At 53.1% G+C, this 19041-nt stretch carries 16 protein-coding genes and 1 pseudogene; 4 read left to right on the top strand and 13 right to left on the bottom strand.

Annotation, left to right across the window (positions count from 1 at the left end; genetic code table 11):
• Positions 1 to 79: 79 nt before the first annotated feature.
• Positions 80 to 973 carry a LysR family transcriptional regulator gene (locus AWJ19_RS07390; RefSeq protein ID WP_068722551.1) on the bottom strand — a complete coding sequence of 298 codons (894 nt, stop codon included), beginning with the start codon at positions 971 to 973 and terminating at the stop codon, positions 80 to 82.
• Positions 974 to 1266: 293 nt separating this feature from the next.
• Between AWJ19_RS07390 and AWJ19_RS07395 the strand changes: the two genes are divergently transcribed.
• Complete coding sequence (locus AWJ19_RS07395) at positions 1267 to 1824, top strand: GNAT family N-acetyltransferase (RefSeq protein WP_068722553.1); 558 nt, start codon at positions 1267 to 1269, stop codon at positions 1822 to 1824.
• Positions 1825 to 1919: 95 nt separating this feature from the next.
• Here AWJ19_RS07395 and AWJ19_RS07400 read toward each other — a convergent pair whose 3' ends face one another.
• Entirely contained in the window at positions 1920 to 2594 is a 675-nt protein-coding gene (locus AWJ19_RS07400; protein ID WP_068722606.1) for a VWA domain-containing protein, read from the bottom strand.
• A 276-nt stretch (positions 2595 to 2870) separates the two neighbouring features.
• Positions 2871 to 3386 (bottom strand): annotated as a pseudogene (locus AWJ19_RS33855) (TerD family protein); the annotation flags it as partial.
• 150 nt (positions 3387 to 3536) lie between these two features.
• On the opposite strand from AWJ19_RS33855, the gene AWJ19_RS07405 reads away from it, so the two are divergent.
• Positions 3537 to 4199, top strand: a complete 663-nt coding sequence (locus tag AWJ19_RS07405) for a 3'-5' exonuclease (RefSeq protein ID WP_068722555.1) — start codon at positions 3537 to 3539, stop codon at positions 4197 to 4199.
• A gap of 439 nt (positions 4200 to 4638) precedes the next feature.
• On the opposite strand, the gene AWJ19_RS07410 is transcribed toward AWJ19_RS07405, so the two are convergent.
• Complete coding sequence (locus tag AWJ19_RS07410; RefSeq protein WP_068722558.1) at positions 4639 to 5595, bottom strand: HD domain-containing protein; 957 nt, start codon at positions 5593 to 5595, stop codon at positions 4639 to 4641.
• Positions 5596 to 5811: 216 nt separating this feature from the next.
• Positions 5812 to 8091, bottom strand: a complete 2280-nt coding sequence (locus tag AWJ19_RS07415) for an FMN-binding protein (protein ID WP_068722560.1) — start codon at positions 8089 to 8091, stop codon at positions 5812 to 5814.
• Positions 8092 to 8604: 513 nt separating this feature from the next.
• Here AWJ19_RS07415 and hemH point away from each other — a divergent pair.
• A complete protein-coding gene (gene hemH, locus AWJ19_RS07420; RefSeq protein WP_157889959.1) occupies positions 8605 to 9657 on the top strand; it encodes a ferrochelatase in 1053 nt (350 codons plus the stop codon).
• A 121-nt stretch (positions 9658 to 9778) separates the two neighbouring features.
• Here the strand turns inward: hemH and AWJ19_RS07425 are convergent, their stop codons facing one another.
• Positions 9779 to 10231 carry a hypothetical protein gene (locus tag AWJ19_RS07425; RefSeq protein WP_068722562.1) on the bottom strand — a complete coding sequence of 151 codons (453 nt, stop codon included), beginning with the start codon at positions 10229 to 10231 and terminating at the stop codon, positions 9779 to 9781.
• Between the two features lie 213 nt (positions 10232 to 10444).
• Between AWJ19_RS07425 and AWJ19_RS07430 the strand changes: the two genes are divergently transcribed.
• Positions 10445 to 10849 carry a serine hydrolase gene (locus AWJ19_RS07430; RefSeq protein ID WP_082707749.1) on the top strand — a complete coding sequence of 135 codons (405 nt, stop codon included), beginning with the start codon at positions 10445 to 10447 and terminating at the stop codon, positions 10847 to 10849.
• Positions 10850 to 11118: 269 nt separating this feature from the next.
• Here the strand turns inward: AWJ19_RS07430 and AWJ19_RS07435 are convergent, their stop codons facing one another.
• The 7 genes from AWJ19_RS07435 to AWJ19_RS07465 form a co-directional block, all read right to left on the bottom strand.
• Entirely contained in the window at positions 11119 to 12933 is a 1815-nt protein-coding gene (locus tag AWJ19_RS07435; RefSeq protein WP_068722566.1) for an adenine deaminase C-terminal domain-containing protein, read from the bottom strand.
• A gap of 131 nt (positions 12934 to 13064) precedes the next feature.
• On the bottom strand, positions 13065 to 14297 hold the full coding sequence (locus AWJ19_RS07440; RefSeq protein WP_068722568.1) for an alanine--glyoxylate aminotransferase family protein: 1233 nt from the start codon (positions 14295 to 14297) through the stop codon (positions 13065 to 13067).
• A gap of 21 nt (positions 14298 to 14318) precedes the next feature.
• Positions 14319 to 15605 (bottom strand): Zn-dependent hydrolase, encoded by a 1287-nt coding sequence (locus AWJ19_RS07445; protein WP_068722570.1) that lies wholly within the window; start codon positions 15603 to 15605, stop codon positions 14319 to 14321.
• On the bottom strand, positions 15602 to 16996 hold the full coding sequence (locus AWJ19_RS07450; protein WP_068722571.1) for an allantoinase: 1395 nt from the start codon (positions 16994 to 16996) through the stop codon (positions 15602 to 15604). Before AWJ19_RS07450 ends, AWJ19_RS07445 begins: the two co-directional genes overlap by 4 nt.
• A 36-nt stretch (positions 16997 to 17032) precedes the next feature.
• The gene (gene uraH / locus AWJ19_RS07455) at positions 17033 to 17407 is read right to left on the bottom strand and encodes a hydroxyisourate hydrolase (protein WP_068722573.1); all 375 of its coding nucleotides are present in this window, start codon (positions 17405 to 17407) and stop codon (positions 17033 to 17035) included.
• A complete protein-coding gene (gene uraD / locus AWJ19_RS07460) occupies positions 17404 to 17937 on the bottom strand; it encodes a 2-oxo-4-hydroxy-4-carboxy-5-ureidoimidazoline decarboxylase (RefSeq protein ID WP_068722574.1) in 534 nt (177 codons plus the stop codon). Before uraD ends, uraH begins: the two co-directional genes overlap by 4 nt.
• Positions 17938 to 18240: 303 nt before the next feature.
• On the bottom strand, positions 18241 to 19029 hold the full coding sequence (locus AWJ19_RS07465; RefSeq protein WP_241781635.1) for an ABC transporter permease: 789 nt from the start codon (positions 19027 to 19029) through the stop codon (positions 18241 to 18243).
• Positions 19030 to 19041 lie beyond the last annotated feature (12 nt).

Genomic DNA, 19041 nt, shown 5'->3' on the forward strand with positions numbered 1-19041 from the left:
CTATCGATTTAGTCATGATTATATGCAATTAACTTTATCACTGCATGTGTCCATGCGCTAATAGAGTTTTTTAATACATCTATACAATTAGTCGATTATCCACTTTACCAGGAGCTGCTTCCAGCAGCGTCTCAATAAACTCCGCGTTCTCCCCGTTCAGGGAGATCAGGCTGGTCCGCAGGGATATTCCTTCCGTCTCTGCGATATCCACCCGGATCAGCGTTCCCGCCGCTACCTCCTCCTGCACGCTCAGCGCCGGCAAAAAGCAGATGCCCGCCTGCTTCAGCACAAGCTTTTTCGCCGTCTCCAGATTATCCACGTGGTATTCAATATTCGGCGGCTGCTCCATGCTCTCGAATACACGGTGCAGCCGCATCCAGTCCAAAGAGCCGCATTCAAAAAACACCAGCGTCTCAGAACGGATATCCTGCAGCATTGCGCGGCCGCTCGCGGCCAGCCGGTGTCCCGCATCCACATACAGCGAAATGGGGTCCTCGCAGAACGGATATGTCTGAATCGCCGGGTTAACCACTTTGCGGATAAAAGCGAGATCAATTTCTTTGGCCTTCAGCTTATCGATCAGCAGATCGGTTGAAGCGGTTGTCAGCTTGATCGTAATATGCGGATATTTCCGTTTCAGCCGGTGCAGCAGCTGCGGCATCAGGTAGTTGGACACCGATACTGTGCTGCCGATTCTCAGTTCATTCGGAATATGGCCTTTGGCCTGAAGCTGATGCTTGCCGCTCTGATAGACCTGGAGAATCTGCTGGGCGTACGGCAGAAACTGCTTGCCTTTATCCGTAAGATGAACCTGCTTGCCCAGTCGGTCGAACACCCGGCAATCCAGCTCCCGCTCCAGCGATTGAATACGGGCCGTTACCGTCGGCTGCGAAATATACAGCACCTCGGCCGCTTTATTGAAGCTTCCATAGTGGTTGATGTAGACAAAGGCCTCAATATTATCAATATTCACTCCAAGCCCTCCCTGATAAGCCTTATAATTTTAACTATTCCGATGAATTAACAATGATTTAAGATCGTACTTACCTATAGATTTTGTATATATATTAGATACGGCTCATTTTTTTGTCAACATATTTGGACTGTGCATCCCCCCGTTTTCCATTAAATTAATCATAATTATAGATAGAACTTTTCTATCCATTTATCGGAAAGTTTAAATTCCTCTTATATCACTGTGAATTATCAGGTATAATGACAGCAATCAAATGACCGAATCCGCAGGATTAAGGGGGTTTATCGAATATGTCGAAAGAAGTTATTATCCGCGACGCATTAGATCGCGACCGGGATGCCATTGCGGCGGTGTTGCTGGATGCCTATAGCCAATACTCCGCATATCTGTCCGAGGCCTTTTGGCTGGAATACCGTAATTCCATCCTAGATTCTGTTCACGGGGATGCACCGGCTGCACGTATAGTCGCCGAGACTAATCAGCAGATTGCCGGCAGCATGCTGCTGTTCACCTCGTCGGAAGCCGCCTACGGCAGGCCCGAGCTTGGCATCCATGCCCCTGTGCTGCGCCTGCTTGCAGTCTCCCCCTCCGCCCGCGGCCGCGGAATCGCCACCCTGCTCATTAGCGAAGCCGTGCGAAGATCCCGCGAATGGGGCGCGGCATCCCTGCATCTACACACTTCCGACATGATGGCCTCCGCCATCAAGCTCTATGAGCATCTGGGCTTCAAACGGGCCTATGAGACCGACATTATGAACGGAGAGACACTGGTAAAAGGCTACCGCCTGGACCTGCTGTCCTCGCCTGCACAGGGTTTTGCACAACCGCTGTCTGCGACGGGGTTCTGAGCAGTTGCCTTTCCGCGCAGTATCGCACAGCAGTTTGACATGAAACAGGCCAGCCCCCGGGGCCGGCCTGTTTCCTATATTGCTTTTGCAGCGTGCTAAGGTTGTAATATCCGTTTGTCCTTCGCTGCCTTAAGCCAGTGCGGGAATTCATTCAACAGCCGGTCGTACAGCTCCTCATCTGTAACCTCCTCAATCCGGTCCAGATGCACAAAATCCGCATTGTCCACGACACGCCCCGTCATGTTATCCAGTCCTTCCAGCACTTCGAAATCGGAGTTCCCGATCCCTACAAACTGCCAGAAGATCGGCTGGACGGCTGCACTCTTAATAACTTTTTTCGTAGCTCTCACGACACCTCCGTCATTGATAAAAATAATAAAGACCGGAGTTTTATCCTTCTTCTCTTCCTTCGTATATTTACGGATCACGTCTTCCATGACCGGAGGCTCATTATTAAACCCAAACTTATGAATAGACCGGTTATTCAGGATATGCCGTTTGACGTAATCGCCGAAATCCCGCTCGGTTACCGACTCCATCCGGCTAAACTCATTATCATACACCCACACATCCAGTACACCGTTGTCATCAAATTTGCTGGCCACAGCGAGAATCCGCTCAACCACTTCCTGCACCACGCCTCTCGCATACAGATTCCTCATAGAGCCGCTGATATCCAGGACAATGCCTACTCTGGCCGTTACGCCGGTCAGCTGCTTCTTTTCAAGGGTGAACTGGACGATCTTTTTGCGCAGATCGATCTTAGACAAAACAGGTGGATTTAAAGCCTGTGCCGATGCTGCTGCAGATGATGCTGATGCGGCCGGCGGGGCAGACGGGTTGGCCGGAGCTGATGAAAATGACTGGGCTGTTGGATGGTTTGAAGCTGCTGCTGGCGTTTGTGCAGACGGGCTGGCGGATGCAGAGGCTGGTGCAGACAGCTTGTCCGGCGCAGCTGTATTAATAGTCCCTTTAACAGCCGTTTCCGCTGCAGCCGCAACCTCTGCAGACCCGGACGATTCGACTTCCAGTCCATAGTTCACACACAGCGCAGCAAGCCCGCCGTTAAACCCGCTGCCGACAGCGCTGAATTTCCACTCCCCATTATGCCGGTATAACTCTCCCACTACTATCGCTGTTTCCTGTGCTAAATCGGAGCCGTAATCAAAACGGTGCAGCTCTTCGCCGCTCTGCCGGTCCAGCAGTCTGACATATAGGCCGGACACATCCTTCATCCGGTGGTTCAGCTGTTCACCTTCATAGATGGTTAGTGTCAGCGCGATCCGGGCAACTTTTTGTGAGAGACGGGGCAGCAAGACGGTAATGCTCTCCTTATCGCCATTTCCCGTAACTGCGTGGTTGACGGCACCATCCTGAGATACCGGGTTTCCATAAAAAATAAAATCCTCATCCCGCTCACACTTCCCCTGCTCTGACAACAAAAATGCGGCAGCATCAATTCCCATCTCGGCATTCCGGGCCGTCCATCCAAAAGATAATATAAGCTCGTTCAGGTTCCTGCCCTTGCTCACATCCGTTTTTTGGCCTTTCAGCAGCTGCATTCGCTCATCTCCTTAGCCTGTTGGCATTTTTCCAAATATTCATAGTTTAGGAATAGCATACTATCCGGGTTTTGTAAATTCAGCAGATTGTATTTACTCTTTCACTACTTTAATATTAAGGATACATATGATAGATAAGGGGCTTTACCAATGAATTTTACTGCAATTGACTTTGAGACCGCAAACTCCAGCCGCTCCAGCGCCTGTTCCCTGGGACTTGTCCAGGTTAGAGACGGTGTAATAACGGCTGAGCATGTGTGGCTGATTGATCCGCGCCAGCGGTTTGACGGCATGAACATTGCGATCCACGGCATTACTCCCTCCATGGTTCAGGGACAGCCAACCTTTGAGGAACTTTGGAGCACGGTGGAGCCGCTGCTGCAGGACGAGATCGTCGTGGCCCATAATGCCGCGTTTGATATGAGCGTGTTGCGCTACTGCCTGGATGCTTCGGGGACCCGCTACCCTGATTTTCAATATTTATGCACATACTTACTCGGCAAAAAAATGCTCGATGAGCTGCCGTCCCATAAACTAAATGTCATCTCCCAGCATTTCGGGATCAGCCTGAAGCACCACGATGCACTGGACGATGCCCGTGCCGCAGCACTGATTCTGCTGAGGCTGATGGAGCAGGACCAGAAGTTCGAGCCGCTCCTGCTGGCAGACAATCAGGGCTACACCGCCGGCAAAATGTTCGCAGGCGGCTACACCCCGTTCAAATCGCCGCCCAAAAAGACGCCGAGAAAGAAGCAGGCGGCCAAGGCACCTGCATTACGGCCATCTTCTCCGTCTGTTAAGCCTTACTTTTGAGTAGGGAGTACCAGTCTGGCGGGCCGCTGTTATTTAGGCGGCCCGCCTCACTTTGCGTGGGCATTAGTTGAACCTGCACGCTTTCTTTACGTGACAATAACGGGATTTTCCCCCTTATTGCTGCCAATCCGCCTCTCTCCACACGCCTTTAGTGGGATTTCCCCCTTACTGCTGCCAATCTACTATGTCCCTTATTTTATTCATTCTGCCTCAAACGAGCGGAATCAGAGGCACTTTTTCCCTTCGTTCATTTGCTCGGTTCGCATCACACGAGCCGCGAATCACACACACGTTTGACGCTAAATACCCCACCGCCCACAACTGCCAGCCTCTTCCCCCACCAGCCGATGCTCACAACAAAAAGCAGGTTCTCCCGAATCCGGGTGAACCTGCTTTTTTGATACGGCTGTAGCCGAGGATTTTAAGTTATTATAGCTGCTTATAGCTTCAGCCGGTACACTGCCTTATTCTCCAGCCCTCTGATAAATGGTGTCCATTCCTCCGTTTCCGGCGTGGTATCGAGCGCGTCCTCCACCATCTGCAGCTTGGCATCCATCGCATCAATATGATGCAGGGCGACTGCCTCGGCTGTCTGCGGCTGAACCGGGCTGCCCCATTCGCCTAAATTGTGATGCGACAATACAAGATGCTGAAGCGCGAGCACCTTTTCCGACTCCAGATCAATCCCTGTACGGATCGCCGCTTCGGTAATCCAGTTTGAAGCCATGGAGATATGGCCTATCAGCTTGCCCTGTACACTGTAATCCGAGACAATGCCGAAACTTGAAATCATCTCTTCCGGCTTGGCGATATCATGCAGAATAATCCCTGCCCGCATGAGGTCAGGATTCAGGAACGGCCGCTGCTTGCACAGGAAATCTCCGATTTCGAGCATACGTACCATATGATAGGCCAGTCCGGCATAATAGGCATGATGATGGGTTTTGGCCGCCGGATAATGCATCAGCTTTTCCTCAACCTTACCAACACAAAAAGCAACGAGCGCCGATATTTCTGCATCGCGGATACTGGACATCGCCCCTTTGATCGTATGCAGCAGGTCCACCGGACGGATCGGAGCGGAACGGATAAATTCGGTCAGCGATACGCCATCCGACTCCTCGGCCAGACGCATTTTGGTAACCTTAACCTGCAGCTTTTCACGGTAAGTGTGGGCAATCCCGCGCACCTTGACCAGTGCCATTGGAAAAAAGGTCTCCTTGTCCGCAGTGCTGACATCCCAGAACTTGGCGGAGATCTGCCCGCTGGAGTCACCTAGTACAATATCAAAATAATCCTTTGGAGGAGTACCGTTGGTTTGTTTGATTGCCAGCTCTCTAAGGAGATAAAAGCCGGTAAATTCATCCTGTGGAGATAGTTGCTTGATAAGTGTCATGTTGGAGCCTCCCGTTACTAACAGGCACACACCTGCTGTGTATAGTAAACTTTGTACATTGACTGCGAAATCCCTTTAAATACTATACGAATTTCAATATGAAATATGCCGCAGTTATAATAAGTCTACTATAATATAACCGAATAATACACTAAAAGGGCTGCCCCCCGCCATTTGCACGGCTGAGGACAACCCCTTGTTACAACTCATTAATACTTACTTGCCTGCTGTTTCCAGAGCCGCTTTGATAGCTTCTACAACTTTGGCAGAAACCGCTTTTTCAGCTTCGTTGGCGCCGAATGCAGCTGCCTTGTAACCATACTTATGCAGGCTGTTGCCGGTTGAAGTGGACTCAATTTCACTCTTCACCGCAAGCTGGGCGGCTGTCAGGTATTCAGGAGTCTTAACTTTTCCATTAGCATCCAGGTAATACACAAGCATTGCTACAGGAACATTGTTCTTCACAGTAACCATAACGTTTACGGATTTGTCAGTGCTTGCACCGATGAAAATACCGTTGAAGTAAGCTGCTTTGTGTGCTTCTTCAACTTCAGCTTTACCGTATGCTCTGTCTACTGCTGCTTTCAGTGCGTTGCTGCTGCTGGTTGCGCCGGATACGGCATCAACTTCCTGCACGCCTTCTCTGGTACCGGCAGCAAGGAAGCTTGCTGTCAGCTGCGGGATCGCTTTTTGCACTTCTGCATAAGCGGCCTTGCCCAGGTCTACCATGTTCATGCCTACGCGGGATAGGACTACGTTTACGATTTTGCCGTTACGCAGGGTAACGTCAGCTTTGTTCGTACCTTTATCATAAGCGTCACCGTAGGCGGTGAATGTGCCGTCTTTGTACTCGCCTTGTACTTTGGAAGCATTAGCCAGAGCGTCAGCCAGAGCTGCTCTTGCTGCTGCGGTCAGCGCTTCCTGGCCTGTAACATCGGCAAGTGCTACACCCTTATCGAGCAGGCCAGCTTTCAGCTGGTCAACCAGCGTTTTTTGTTCTGCAGTCAGTTTGGCGTCAGCGATCAGCTTGCCGTCTGTGCCAAACAGGCTCAGTGTCAGACCTGTTACTTTATCTGCTTCAATATCAGCCAGCAGCATGATTTTGGACTGGTTATCCACACCTGCAAATTTACCGTCGAAATATTGTCCTTCAGTCGGAACCTTCAGCGCTTTTTCGAATGCTCTTTCTACAGCCTGGTTCCAGCCGTGGCTGCTTTCGGTAGCGCCGGAAATACCGTCAACCTTCTCATCATAATTAGCGATATAAGATCCGTTTGCCAGCAGTTTGGCAGTCATTGGAGCATTTGCTTTTACTACTTCAGCATAAGCAGTTGCGCCTCTGTCAATCAGGTTGGTGCCAAGTCTGTACAGCTTCACGTCTACAAGCTTGCCGTTGCGGATAATAATATCGGCTCTTTCTACGCCTACGCTTCTTGCAGTGCCGTAGGAGGAGTAGAATCCGTCAATATAAGCGGATGTGTTGTTGATTACAGCGTTCTGCTCTGCATCCCAGAATGCGTTGATCGCAGCTCTGGATTCCACTTCGAAGCCTGGAACCGCCTGTGCAGAGGAACCTTTAGCCAGCAGTGCAGGAGTGATTGCTGCGATGGCAGCAGTCTGCTCTGCAGTGTAGTTCTTCTCGTCTACAAAGTCACCAGCTGCAGTCAGAGGGTACAGCTTAACAGCAGTAAGGCTGTTCTCATCAAAGGTTGCAAATACAGCGTATTTGCCTTCAGGATCGATACCCATGTGGTCACCTGCGAAATAGGTGGCATCGGCAGGTTTTACTTTAAGCGCTCTTTCAAACGCTCTGTCAACAGACAGCTTCCAGCCGTTGCTGGTGCGGGTTGCGCCGGATACGGCATCAACTGCTGCTGCGCCGTTTCTTGTTTTGCCGAGCAGCTTATCCTTCATCAGGCCGTAAGCAACCCATACGCCGCTGTAGTTGTCGCGGACATTGCGGTCGATGAGCTTAGGGCTGGTTCTCATCAGCTCGATATCGGCAATCTTTCCGTCCTTAATGGTAACCTTAGCACCTTCGGTGCCTTTGGAGTATGCATTGCCGTAAGCAACATAAACTCCGTCTTTATATACGTTTTCTTTAACAGTTACAGGCTTCGCAGTTGCAACCGGTTTGGCTGTTGCTTTAGCAGTTGCTGCCGGTTTAGCAGTAGCTGCAGGCTTTGCAGTAGCTTTGGCAGTAGCAGCAGGCTTTGCAGTTGCCGCCGGCTTGGCTGTAGCTTTCGGCGTTGCAGCTGGCTTGGCAGCTGGCTTCGCTGTTGCTTTTGGCGTAGGCTTAGCAGTTGGTTTAGCTGTTGGCTTTGGTTTGGCTGTTGCCTTAGGTGTTGGCTTGGCTGTTGGTTTAGCGGCTGGTTTGGCTGTAGCTGCCGGCGCTTCCTCCGAAGCGGCCGAAACGGCATCAACAGTCAGCTTCAGAGCCGGTGCGTTAATAGTGTAAGATAATGGCGCAAGCAGCAGGGCTGCGCTGATAGTCAAAGAAAATAGTTTTTGTCAATGCGTACTCTCCTTTACCAAATCCCCAGTAGTATATAGCTCTTCAAAACAATCCTCCTGCCGGTCTTTACCTGTCCTTTCTTACGAAGAACAACCTGTTTCTTCATAAGAAAACATCCCCCCTCTCCCGTTCGTGCATGACCCGCTACCTCTCTCTTGAGAAGGTGCTTTTCTTGTTTTGCTATTAACTGATACATAAGGTGAAAAAAATCACATAAAAGGTGAATTAATTCACATAAAATTTCAAAACCTCAGCGAGGTAATTTCTGGCTTGATGGTAACAAATCCCGGCTTCTTTTCTCTGTATATAAAATCACACACCCTATAAGAAACATCACTATTTGTATTTAACAGGAAAAAAATATTTTCGATAACTCTCAATTTCTCCCATTTACTCCGTCTTATGAGATTCCTGTGATTTTACGTATTGTGCAGCCTACAAAATCTATGATATTTTTAAACGATGTCATGTTTAGGAAAGGAGCATTTCCGGCAATGAACCAGCCGCTTATCGGGGTCATTCTCGCCCAAATCGGAACACCTGATGCGCCAACCGCAAAGGCTGTCCGCCCTTATCTTCGCAGATTCCTGTCGGACCGCCGGATCATTGATTATCCGCCTATGCTCTGGCAGCCTCTGCTGCGCGGAATTATTCTGCGTGTGCGTCCGCGCAAGTCCGCAGCGCTCTATAATGCGATCTGGCATAAGGAAGGCTCCCCTCTGCTCCTGTATTCGCTGGCTCAGCAGAACCGCCTGCAGGAGCTGCTCGGCAGCCGTTTCCGGGTCGAGCTCGGGCTTGCCTACAGCCGGCCCGGTATGGAACAGGCCATGGCCTCACTCGAAGCTGCCGGCGTGCAGCGGATTATTGTTGTTCCTTTATTTCCGCAATATTCATCCACCACCACCGCTTCTGTCTATGACGCCGCCTGCTTCGCTGCTCTCGGCAGAAAAAGCGCCTCAGGCCCGGTAAACAAACGCTTCGTACCCGCCCTGCGGTTTATTGATACATACTATGATGCACCCGGATACATCTCCGCCATGAAGCAGCACCTGCTCCGCCATTTACAGGAATTAACCGCTAAGCCCGATTTCGCCTTGCTCTCCTTTCACGGCATTCCCCGCCGGTATGCGGAGACGGGCGATCCTTATCCGGAGCAGTGCCATGAAACCGCCCGGCTTCTGGCAGAAGCCATGAATTGGGAACCGGGAAGCTGGCAGATCAGCTTCCAGTCACGTTTTGGCCGGGAGGAATGGGTCGGCCCCTCTACTGAGGAAGTGCTGAAGAGCCTGGCCGGGCGGGGAGTCCGCAGGCCGATGATTTTCTCGCCTGGCCTGGTGACCGACTGTCTGGAAACATTGCATGAGCTGGCTGTCGAAGGACGGGATTTTTATGTTTCAGGCGGAGGGGCCGCAGAGAATTTCCTGGCTGTCCCCTGCCTGAACGATAGTACGGAATGGCTGGATTTCCTGGCCGGACTGGTCAATGACAATGCCCGGGGCTGGCTGCCAGCGGCTGTTGATCCGCCGAAGCCAGAGAACCGCACCTGATTCCGAAGTCCTTGCCAAGCACCTACATCGGAAGCTAAATTAGACCCTTTTAACGAAAAACCGCTGCTCCGTCAATACAGCACGGAGCAGCGGTTTTTCGTTATGCGGGCATTCTAGATGCTTACGCAGTCAATTGTTTGTACTTGGAAGTCAGTTCCTCAAACCACACTTTATCCTGCAGGGACAAGGCGAAGTCAATCAGCTCGGCAATCTCGGCAGGCTGCAGGTCAGGAGTATCATTAAAGCTTACCTCTGCTGATGCAGTCGCAGCGCCCTCCGCCCCTTCCGCAAAATCGTAAGAGAATCTGAGCTTAATGTCACTCTCCATAAATTCGTTGCGGAGGAAATACAGCACCTCGCACATCAGGACCGGTCTGACATGATTCTCGAATACACAATCCATCACCTTAGCCCAGTATTGCTGGTTGCTGAGATGCAGCTTATCATTGGTTAGCAGATATTGCTCACCCTGAAAATCGTTAACAAATCTGAGCTCAAGAGGCTCCATTTTGAAGATGCCGGCAATTTGCTTCATTGTGATATTCACAATGTCCTGTGTTCCTAATCTGATCATCTCATACACCCCGTTCCATATATTTAAACTTTCTACAGCTTGTCTGGTAGTCGGCAATTGGAAAACAATTATAATTAATTTAAAAGTATTATCGTCCATTTCTACAGGATTGTTAATGTTTTTTATCAATTTCGACAAAAAAATGTTTCAAATTGTGATGAATCGGTTAATATTATTCCCTTTATGACAGAACTGTAACCATATAAGCTTTTTTTGGCAGGAAATCCGCCCCTCAGTGAGGATACCGGCGCGGCTAATGTCTTGTCTTCCTTAGAGGATCTGAAAAAGTGGGATGATGCTCTTTACAGCAATCAGCTGCTGGGTGAGGAGGCTCAAAGCGCTATTTTTACTCCTGCTCTGGATTCATCCGGCAAGCCGTTAACCGAATTTTGGGGAGGCTACAGCTACGGCTGGATGATTCAGGAACGCCGCGGCGCCAAAACGATTTGGCATACAGGCGGAGACGCAGGCTTCCGGAGTATTATTGTAAGATTCTATGAACAGCAATTCAGTGTAATTCTGCTCTGTAATTCATCCAGCTTGGATTGGCGCCCAGATTCCCATACCTCTCAGTTCACGGCTAAACCGACAAGAAAATCACCAATACAGCCTATCTAAGTGGAAAATCAACACCTAATTCTCCGCGAAACCCCGTTATCTGAAAACTAAGTGGAAAAACGTCACCTAATTTCGCCAAAATTGCCTCCAGCACGGTAAATGGCCCAAAATAGTTGGCGTTTTTCCACCTAATGGTCACAAAAACTGCAGAACGCGAAAATTAAGTGGCAAAAATCCAACTAGATTCGAGCTATAAAAAAAATGCCTCCAGACCGTAAACCGGCTGAAGGCATTTTCTATATTATAGAGTTAATCCTGCAATCAACCCGTCAGCAGAACAATGGCACCAGCTGAATGCCGTCTTCCGGCGAGATCCGCACCAGACCCTTGTCGGAAATCCGCAGGGTCGGGATAACGGCAAGCGCCAGCAGGGACAATGTCATAAAAGCATAGTTCAGCGTGCAGCCTGCACCATACAGCGCCGTGCTGATCGCCGCAGACTGGGCTGCTGCCACTTCAAAAGGCTCTGCCGACATCAATCCGGCGATCGCAAGCGGGAATAGAGTGGTATCTGATTCCGTAATGACAGCTACGCCGCCCTGTGCTTCGGCAACAGCAGCTGCCGCTTTTGCCATCAGGACATCGCTATTTCCGATTACCAGTACATTGTGGCTGTCATGGGCAACCGTCATTGCTATCGCCGCCGGCTCATGGAAGCCGATGCCTTCAACTACCCCGACCGATTTGTTGCCGGTTCCTTTGTGCCGCTCGAACACAGCGATTTTGCAGAGTCCGCTGCCGACCTGCAGCTCCCCGTTCTCTACAGGCAGCTGAACGATCAGCTCTTCCGTCTCCACATGGTTCTCGATCACCTTGATAACACGGGTAGCCAGGCTGCCGGACTCCACCGGAGCATGAATGATGAAATCCTCCGGCGCCGGAAGCTGCTGCAGATGAACTGAGGCACGCACTTCCTCGGGATAGGTGTAGACCGGCAGTTCAGCCGTCATAATCCCATTCTCAGCGACTACCACACCTGCTGCGATAGTCGTTACTACATGCACATCAGCCAGATTGCCGTCCAGCAAAATAATATCGGCACAGGAGCCCGGTGTGATCGAACCGATGTCACGGGCCACCCCGAAGCGTTCAGCGGTATTAATCGTTGCCATCTGGAAGGCTGTCACCGGTTTAACCCCCTGGGCAATTGCATGGCGCACGACAAAATCCATATGTCCTTCATCGCGCAGCGACTCCGAGCTCCGGTCATCGGTAACCAGCATCATCCGACGCGGGTCCAGCCCGTGCTCCGTATGCGCGGTGATCGTCTTCGCTACATCATGCCAGGCAGAGCCGCGGCGCATTTTGGCGTACATGCCCAGCCGCACACGTTCAATCACATCCTCTGCCGTTACACATTCATGATCTCCTGTTACGCCGGCTGCAGCATAGACCGGAAGCCTCCAGTCACTGGAGGGCCAGGTGAAATGTCCGTCAACATACCGTCCGGCACGCAGCGTCGCCTGGATTTCACCGATCATTTTGTCGTCCCCGTACACAACGCCCGGGAAATTCATCACTTCACCGAGAGCAATCACATCCTCGCCCCAGGTAAAAGCTTCAGCTACCTCAGCCGGTCCCAGCGAGGCGCCGGTGGTTTCGAATTCCGCACCTGCCGATGGCACACAGGAGGCCACCTGCATGTAAGCTGCCAGCGGTGTGCCGCGCATTTCATCCAGCATCAGTTTAATGCCCTTCAGCCCGAATACATTGGCAATTTCATGGGCATCAAAAAATCCGCCCGTCGTTCCCAGCGGCAGCACCGCCCGGGCAAACTCCGTAACGGTCAGCTGTGTACTTTCGATATGGCAGTGTCCGTCAAGTAATCCGGGTGCGATATATTTGCCGGCTGCATCAATAATCCGCGTATGTTCACCAATGGTATGCGAAACATCCTTACCTACATAAGCGATGCGTCCCCCCTGCACCGCAACAGACATCCCTTCCAGTATCTCTCCGGAAACCACATTGACCAGCTTTCCTCCCGTTATAACCAGGGATGCCTTCTGATCGCCGCGGGCCGTAGCCACCAGCTCAGGCACGCAATCCGCCAAAGGCTTTCTTTTGAATGACATGACTTCCACTCCCTCCGTATTTTAATAAAAACGGCTCTGCCGCCCCTCGCGGGGCGCAAGCCGTTTCCTGGGTAAAGCCGGGACAGCGGGCCGTCCGCAAGCTTCTCTCAACACCATTTCTCCAGTTGCCGTTCAGACGATTATCTACCTTTTTGTTCATATACGTCAAGTGCCGCCTGGACACTAAGGCCGGGTGATAGAGTGTGCCCGTGCCGCAAAAGGGTTGCTTCAAGCGCGCCGAGCACGCGCAGCACATTATTTTCACGACAGCTGAAGCCCATCGTACCGATACGCCATATTTTACCTTTAAGCGGACCGAACGAGCTGGCGATTTCAATGCCGAAATGATCAAGCAGCATCGTACGCACCGACTCCCCGTCTACCCCCTCCGGAATCAGCACGCAGGCCACCACCGTCAGCTTGCAATCCGGATCGCCGTATAGTGTTAGCCCCATTGCAGCAAGTCCGGCAACCAGCGCCTGTTCATGCAGGGCATGCCTCGCATGCCGCTCCTCAAGACCTTCCTCAAGCACCAGCCGCAGTCCTTCACGGAGCGCATAGAGCATCGACGTCATCTCTGTATGGTGGTTCAGCCGCTGGGGACTCCAGTAATCCTGAAGCATTCCCAGATCAAAATAATTACTGCGCACAGGCGGCAGTTCTCCTGCCTCAAACCTGCCTGTTCTAAGCCCGCGTTCGACCTGCTTGCGCTTCAGCAGCTTGGCTTCCGCCCGTTCATTATACGTAACCGGAGCCATTCCCGAAGGAATCGACAGGCATTTCTGCGTCCCGCCGATGACGGCATCCAGCATCCATTCATCTGTCTCTACAGGTACGCCGCCGATGGTAGCCACAGCATCCACAATCAGCAGTACATCCTGCTCACGGCAGGCCCGCCCGATCTCGGCCAGCGGCTGCATCCGTCCCGTAGACGTTTCACCGTGAACAATGGCCACTACATCCGGCCTGAAGCTGCGGATCGCAGAGATCACTTCCTCAGGAGCAAACACGCTACCCCATTCTTTCTCTATCGTATACACCTCAGCTCCGCACCGTTCCGCAATCTCATGCAGCAGATGGCCGAACCGGCCAAAGATCGGAATAAGCACCCGGTCGCCCGGCGCAATCAGACTGACCATCACGGCTTCAATGCCGGAACGGGAAGTACCGTCAACCGGAAAAGCCCATTTATTGCCCGTTTTAAACAGCCCGCGCAGCATTTCCATCGTTTCATTCATAATATCCGTAAACTCGGGATCAAACTGGCCCAGCACCGGAAAAGACATTGCCCGCAGCACCCGCGGATCAACCTCTACCGGCCCTGGAGTCATAATACACCGCAAGGACGGCGCCAAATCTTCGTACCGCTTCATGCAAACCTCTCCCTCTGATGTTCAGCTTTCTTTATAGGCCAGCTCATATAATACTGCTGTAAGCAGGTTCAGCCCGGCAGCCAGCTCATCCGGTGAAGTATACTCCTCCGGAGCGTGGCTGATGCCCGCCCGGCTCGGCACAAAGATCATAGCCGTGGGGCAAACGGGAGCAAAGAGCTGGGCATCATGGCCTGCTCCGCTCACCATACTGCGGAAGCTTCTCCCCTGTTGACGTGCTATATGCTCAAGTTGTTGATTTAATCCCGTGTCCATAGGAGCAGGAGATGTAGCCAGAGTAGCCGTATACTGCAGGGTAAGCCCCCGCTTCCCGGCAATCTCTTCGAACGCAGCCAGCAGCATGGAACAAAAATGCTCCAGCGCTTCAGCTTCACTATGCCTTATATCAAGTGTAAACTCCACCTCGCCGGGAATTACATTGGGCGTGCCCGGCACTGCTTCCAGCTTCCCGCAGGTAGCTACCAGCGGATCACCAGCCGCAATTGCCGCGTGCTCCATTGCCAGCAGCATCTCCGCAGCGCCTGCAAGCGCATCGCGGCGCAGTCCCATCGGGGTAGTGCCGGCATGGTTCGTGCTGCCGGCAACCTTTACACTATACCGCCGCTGTCCGACAATCGCCTCAACGATCCCGATCTCCAGCGCTGCCTGCTCCAGCACAATGCCCTGCTCGATATGCAGTTCAACAAATGTGCCAATATCCTCTCTGAGCGGAATCCCCCCTGCCGCATAGTCAGTTACGGCTGAAGTCCCGCAGTCTTCCGGCCAGCGCCCCAATCCGCAGCCGGCCATAGCTGAAGCAATCGTTACTCCTGCAGAGTCAGCACAACGCTGCGCTTCACTTCCGTCATACAGCCCGGTGACATTGCCCGAGCCCCAATAGGCGAGCGGAAAGCGGCTGCCCTCCTCCTCACAGAAGGCAACGGCCTCCACTGTCCGCAGCGGCTGGCCGAAGTTCTGCCTCAAGTAGTGGAGCGCAGTAACAGCAGCAGCAATCCCGTAGGCACCGTCATATTTTCCGCCGTTCAGCACGGTATCGATATGCGAGCCCGTTAAGATAACTTTTGCGGCCGGCTGTGAGCCTGTAAACCTTCCATAGACATTCCCCACTCCGTCCGTCCTGACCTCCATGCCAAGCGCCGCCATTCTCTCCTGCAGAAAACGCTGCGCCTGCAGCCATTCCGGGGTGTAGAGCAGCCGGGATACGCCCGGCCCCGGAGCACTGAAGGCGGCAAGCTCCTCCAGCAGCTCCATCATCTTAAGCGCCGGGGCTTTAATCGTTGGCGCGCTCATCGGGAAAACTGCCCTTCATTAACCCGCAGCCATTCACCGCCGTCTTCGGTCAGCAGCCCGTCTTCTGCGGTATACACTACTGTCCCGCGACTTATAGTTGCCGTTACTCTACAGGATAAAGTCATACCGGTATAAGGGCTGTGTTTATGACGGTACAGGAGATCCTCTGACCTCAAGGTATAGGGATGGTTCGGGTCCAGCAGGACCAGATCGGCATCCAGCCCCGGCTTGATGGAGCCTTTGCGATGGTCCAGCCCGAACCGCCGGGCCGGCTGCTCCGCCAGCAGCGCCGCAATCTGCGTGACCGGCAGTCCGCGCTTGTTCACCCCTTCGTGGAACAGCAGCTCCAGGCTGCTCTGCGCCCCGGAGATGCCGCCCCAGGCTTCAAAGAAGCTTAGGCCGGGATCAAGCTTCAGCTCCGGCGGGCAAGGGGAGTGATCCGAGGCGATCAGCTCAACCCGCCCGTCTGCCAGAACCTTCCACAGCTTCTCCTGCTCCTCCGGGCTGCGCAGCGGGGGTGCGCATTTGGCCAGTGCCCCCAGCTCCTCCAGACTGTTCTCATTCAGAATCAGGTAATGTGGGCAGGTCTCCGCAGATACATCAAGCCCGCGGAGCTTTGCTTCATGAATCATATCAATAGCCGCCGCAGTGCTTATATGCACAAAGTGCAGCCGGCAGCCTGTGAGCTCACTGTACAGCAGCGCTCTGGACACCGCCTCAAGCTCGGCCTCTGCCGGACGGGCAGCGGCGAAATCCCGCGCGCCGGTCCGGCCGCTCCGTACAGCATCAGCGGACAGCGTAGCCGTAATGGCCTCGCTCTCCGCATGCAGCGCCAGGATGCCGCCGAAGGCGGCAATCCGCTGCATCCCCTGATACAGGGTGTCGTCATCGACCTCGCGGAACCGGCCTTCGCCTTCACCGCCGGGATTGGAGATGAATGCCTTGAAGCCGGTAACTCCGGCTGCAGCCAGCTCCTCCAGGTCCTCCAGATTGCCTGGGACCAGTCCGCCCCACAGGACATAATCGACGGCAGAATTCCCTGCTGCCGCTTCAGCCTTGAGCTGCAGCGCAGCGAGATTTACCGTAGGGGGATTGCCGTTAAGAGGCATATCCGCATAGCAGGTGCAGCCTCCGGCAGCCAGCGCCGCCGAGCCGCTGCGGAAGCCTTCCCAGTGTCCAAAGGAGGGTTCATTAAAGTGGACATGCATATCGATCATGCCGGGCAGCACATACAGCCCTTGTGCATCAATGACGCGGGTGTCAGGAAGAACCGGCAGATCCCGGCCAAGTGCAGCTATTTTCCCGTCCTTTACTGCAACATCCAGCTTGACTACTTCTCCGGGCAGTACTACATCCCCGTTCTTGATGATAAGCTCATATGATTCCTTCACGGTCCGGCCACCTCCGCCATCGGTCTATTTATTGTGTCAGCTGCCCCGGTACGTGCTGTACCCTCCTGGTGCTACTAGCAGCGGAACATGATAATGCTCTGCAGTATTCGTGATATTAAACCGGAGCGGAATCTGTTCGAGAAAAAGCACCCCGGAGTCCGCTCCCGCTTCTCCCGCACCAGCAGCAGTGCCGCGGAAATAATCCCCGGCCATAAACAGCAACTCGAAGCTGCCGGGGGTAAGCTCTTCGCCAGTCAGCAGCGGAGCATCGAGCCGCCCGTCGCTGTTCGTCACCGTTTCGCGCAGCAGCTCTCCCGCACCGCCGTCAAGCTTCCAGAGCTGGAGCGCCATCCCGGCTGCTGGACCGCCCCTTGCGAGGTCCAGCACATGGGTGGTCAGCCGCCCGCTCATGGTGCGGACCCTTCAGGCTGCGCCAGCAGATCATGCAGCCGGAAGCCGGTGATCCGGCCGATTTGATACAAGGCCTGCTCCCGCTCCTGTTCCAGCGGATAATGCACCCGCTCGGAAATCGCTGCAATAATGTCATCCTTGTTTTTGCCGCGGACTGCCAGAATAAACGGAAAGCCGAACTTCTCTGTGTATGCCGCATTTAACCCTGTAAGCAATTCGAATTCTTCCGGTGTCAGCCGGTCAAGCCCCGCTCCCTGCTGCTCCGCCGCCGAATACGGGGTGACCTGCAGCCTGGTGGCCAGATCCGGGTGGGATCTCAGCAGCTCTGTAACCTGACTGTCAGGCGCGCTCCGCGCTGTCTGCAGCATTGCACGATGCAGCTCATCGACAGAATGAAACGGAATCTGCTGATAAGTCCCCTCTGCCACCCAAGGTGAATGTTCAAAAATCCCGCCTAGCGCCGCTACAAACTGTTCCCGGCTCATGCCGTTAATTTGCTCCAATGTTAAGGTACCTGTCTCTGCACTCATACTTTATCCCCGCTTTCTGTAGTCTTACTAACTGTGCAATGATATTTCTCATATCACTTTAAGGGTAAAAAAAGTCCATTTACTGTATTCAACCGGTCAGAAGTTCGAACGACAATAAATGGATTTCAATGATTATAACAGATAATCAGGCAAAGCTTCTTTGGTTAGAACCGCTGTTCGCGGATGTAAGGTGTCCCCAGTGACTCCGGAGTGCCCGAAGGCTTGTTGCGGTTACGGTAACGAGATACATCAGTACCAGGATGGTTACGACATAAGGAATCATTTTAAGGAAGTAGGACGGAATCACGCTGCCAAGCAGCTGGATGCGGAATCCGAGTGAGTCCAGCGCACCGAAGAAGTAGGCGCAGAAAAGCGCGCGCAGCGGATTCCATCTGGCAAAGATGACGAGTCCGACGGCAATCCAGCCGACGGCCGCGTCAGGCCTTCATTCCAGGTCGGCGCGTAGGCCAGCACCATATCAGCTCCGGCAAGCCCAATCAGTGCAGCCCCTGCAGTAACATAGCTGTAGCGGATCAGCTGCACCCGGATGCCCATTACATCCGCTGTCGCCGGATTATCCCCGACAGCCCGCAGATGCAGCCCCCAGGAGGTATGATGAATGAGCAGATGCAGCACCAGTACCAGCAGCAGGCTGAACCAGGTCAAATAATCCAGCCGTCCAAAAATATCCCCGATTACCGGGATTCCCTGAAGCCAGGTTAGATTAAGCTTGGGTGAAGTCCCCGGCAGGGGCAGGCCGCTGATGGACTTGCCTAGATAGGCGCTGAGCCCGCTGCCGAACAGCGTCATTGCCAGCCCCGACATCGTCTGGTTTGCCCTCAGCGTCACGCATAGGAACGAATGCACCATGCCAAGCACCGCTGTCACGGCAATAGCTGCAAGCAAGGCCAGCAGCAGATTGCCGCTGCGGATGTATACGATGCAGGTAGTCACCGCCCCCATCAGCATCAGCCCTTCCGCACCCAGCTGGATGATGCCCGCCCGCTCATTCAGGATACCGCCAAGTGTAGCCAGCAGCAGCGGGGTTCCGGCGGAAATGGCTGCTATCAATAACTGTGTAGTGAAATCCATAGTCTAACTCCC

Source organism: Paenibacillus sp. DMB5, from assembly GCF_001517085.1.
Taxonomy (GTDB): domain Bacteria; phylum Bacillota; class Bacilli; order Paenibacillales; family Paenibacillaceae; genus Paenibacillus_AQ.

Coding starts and splice junctions, on each gene's coding strand:
- hemH (WP_157889959.1), top strand. CDS start 8,605: ATGAACCAGCCGCTTATCGGGGTCATTCTCGCCCAAATCGGAACACCT.
- AWJ19_RS07465 (WP_241781635.1), bottom strand. CDS start 19,029: ATGGATTTCACTACACAGTTATTGATAGCAGCCATTTCCGCCGGAACC.
- AWJ19_RS07395 (WP_068722553.1), top strand. CDS start 1,267: ATGTCGAAAGAAGTTATTATCCGCGACGCATTAGATCGCGACCGGGAT.
- AWJ19_RS07410 (WP_068722558.1), bottom strand. CDS start 5,595: ATGACACTTATCAAGCAACTATCTCCACAGGATGAATTTACCGGCTTT.
- AWJ19_RS07440 (WP_068722568.1), bottom strand. CDS start 14,297: ATGAAGCGGTACGAAGATTTGGCGCCGTCCTTGCGGTGTATTATGACT.
- AWJ19_RS07425 (WP_068722562.1), bottom strand. CDS start 10,231: ATGATCAGATTAGGAACACAGGACATTGTGAATATCACAATGAAGCAA.
- uraD (WP_068722574.1), bottom strand. CDS start 17,937: ATGAGTGCAGAGACAGGTACCTTAACATTGGAGCAAATTAACGGCATG.
- AWJ19_RS07405 (WP_068722555.1), top strand. CDS start 3,537: ATGAATTTTACTGCAATTGACTTTGAGACCGCAAACTCCAGCCGCTCC.
- uraH (WP_068722573.1), bottom strand. CDS start 17,407: ATGAGCGGGCGGCTGACCACCCATGTGCTGGACCTCGCAAGGGGCGGT.
- AWJ19_RS07445 (WP_068722570.1), bottom strand. CDS start 15,605: ATGAGCGCGCCAACGATTAAAGCCCCGGCGCTTAAGATGATGGAGCTG.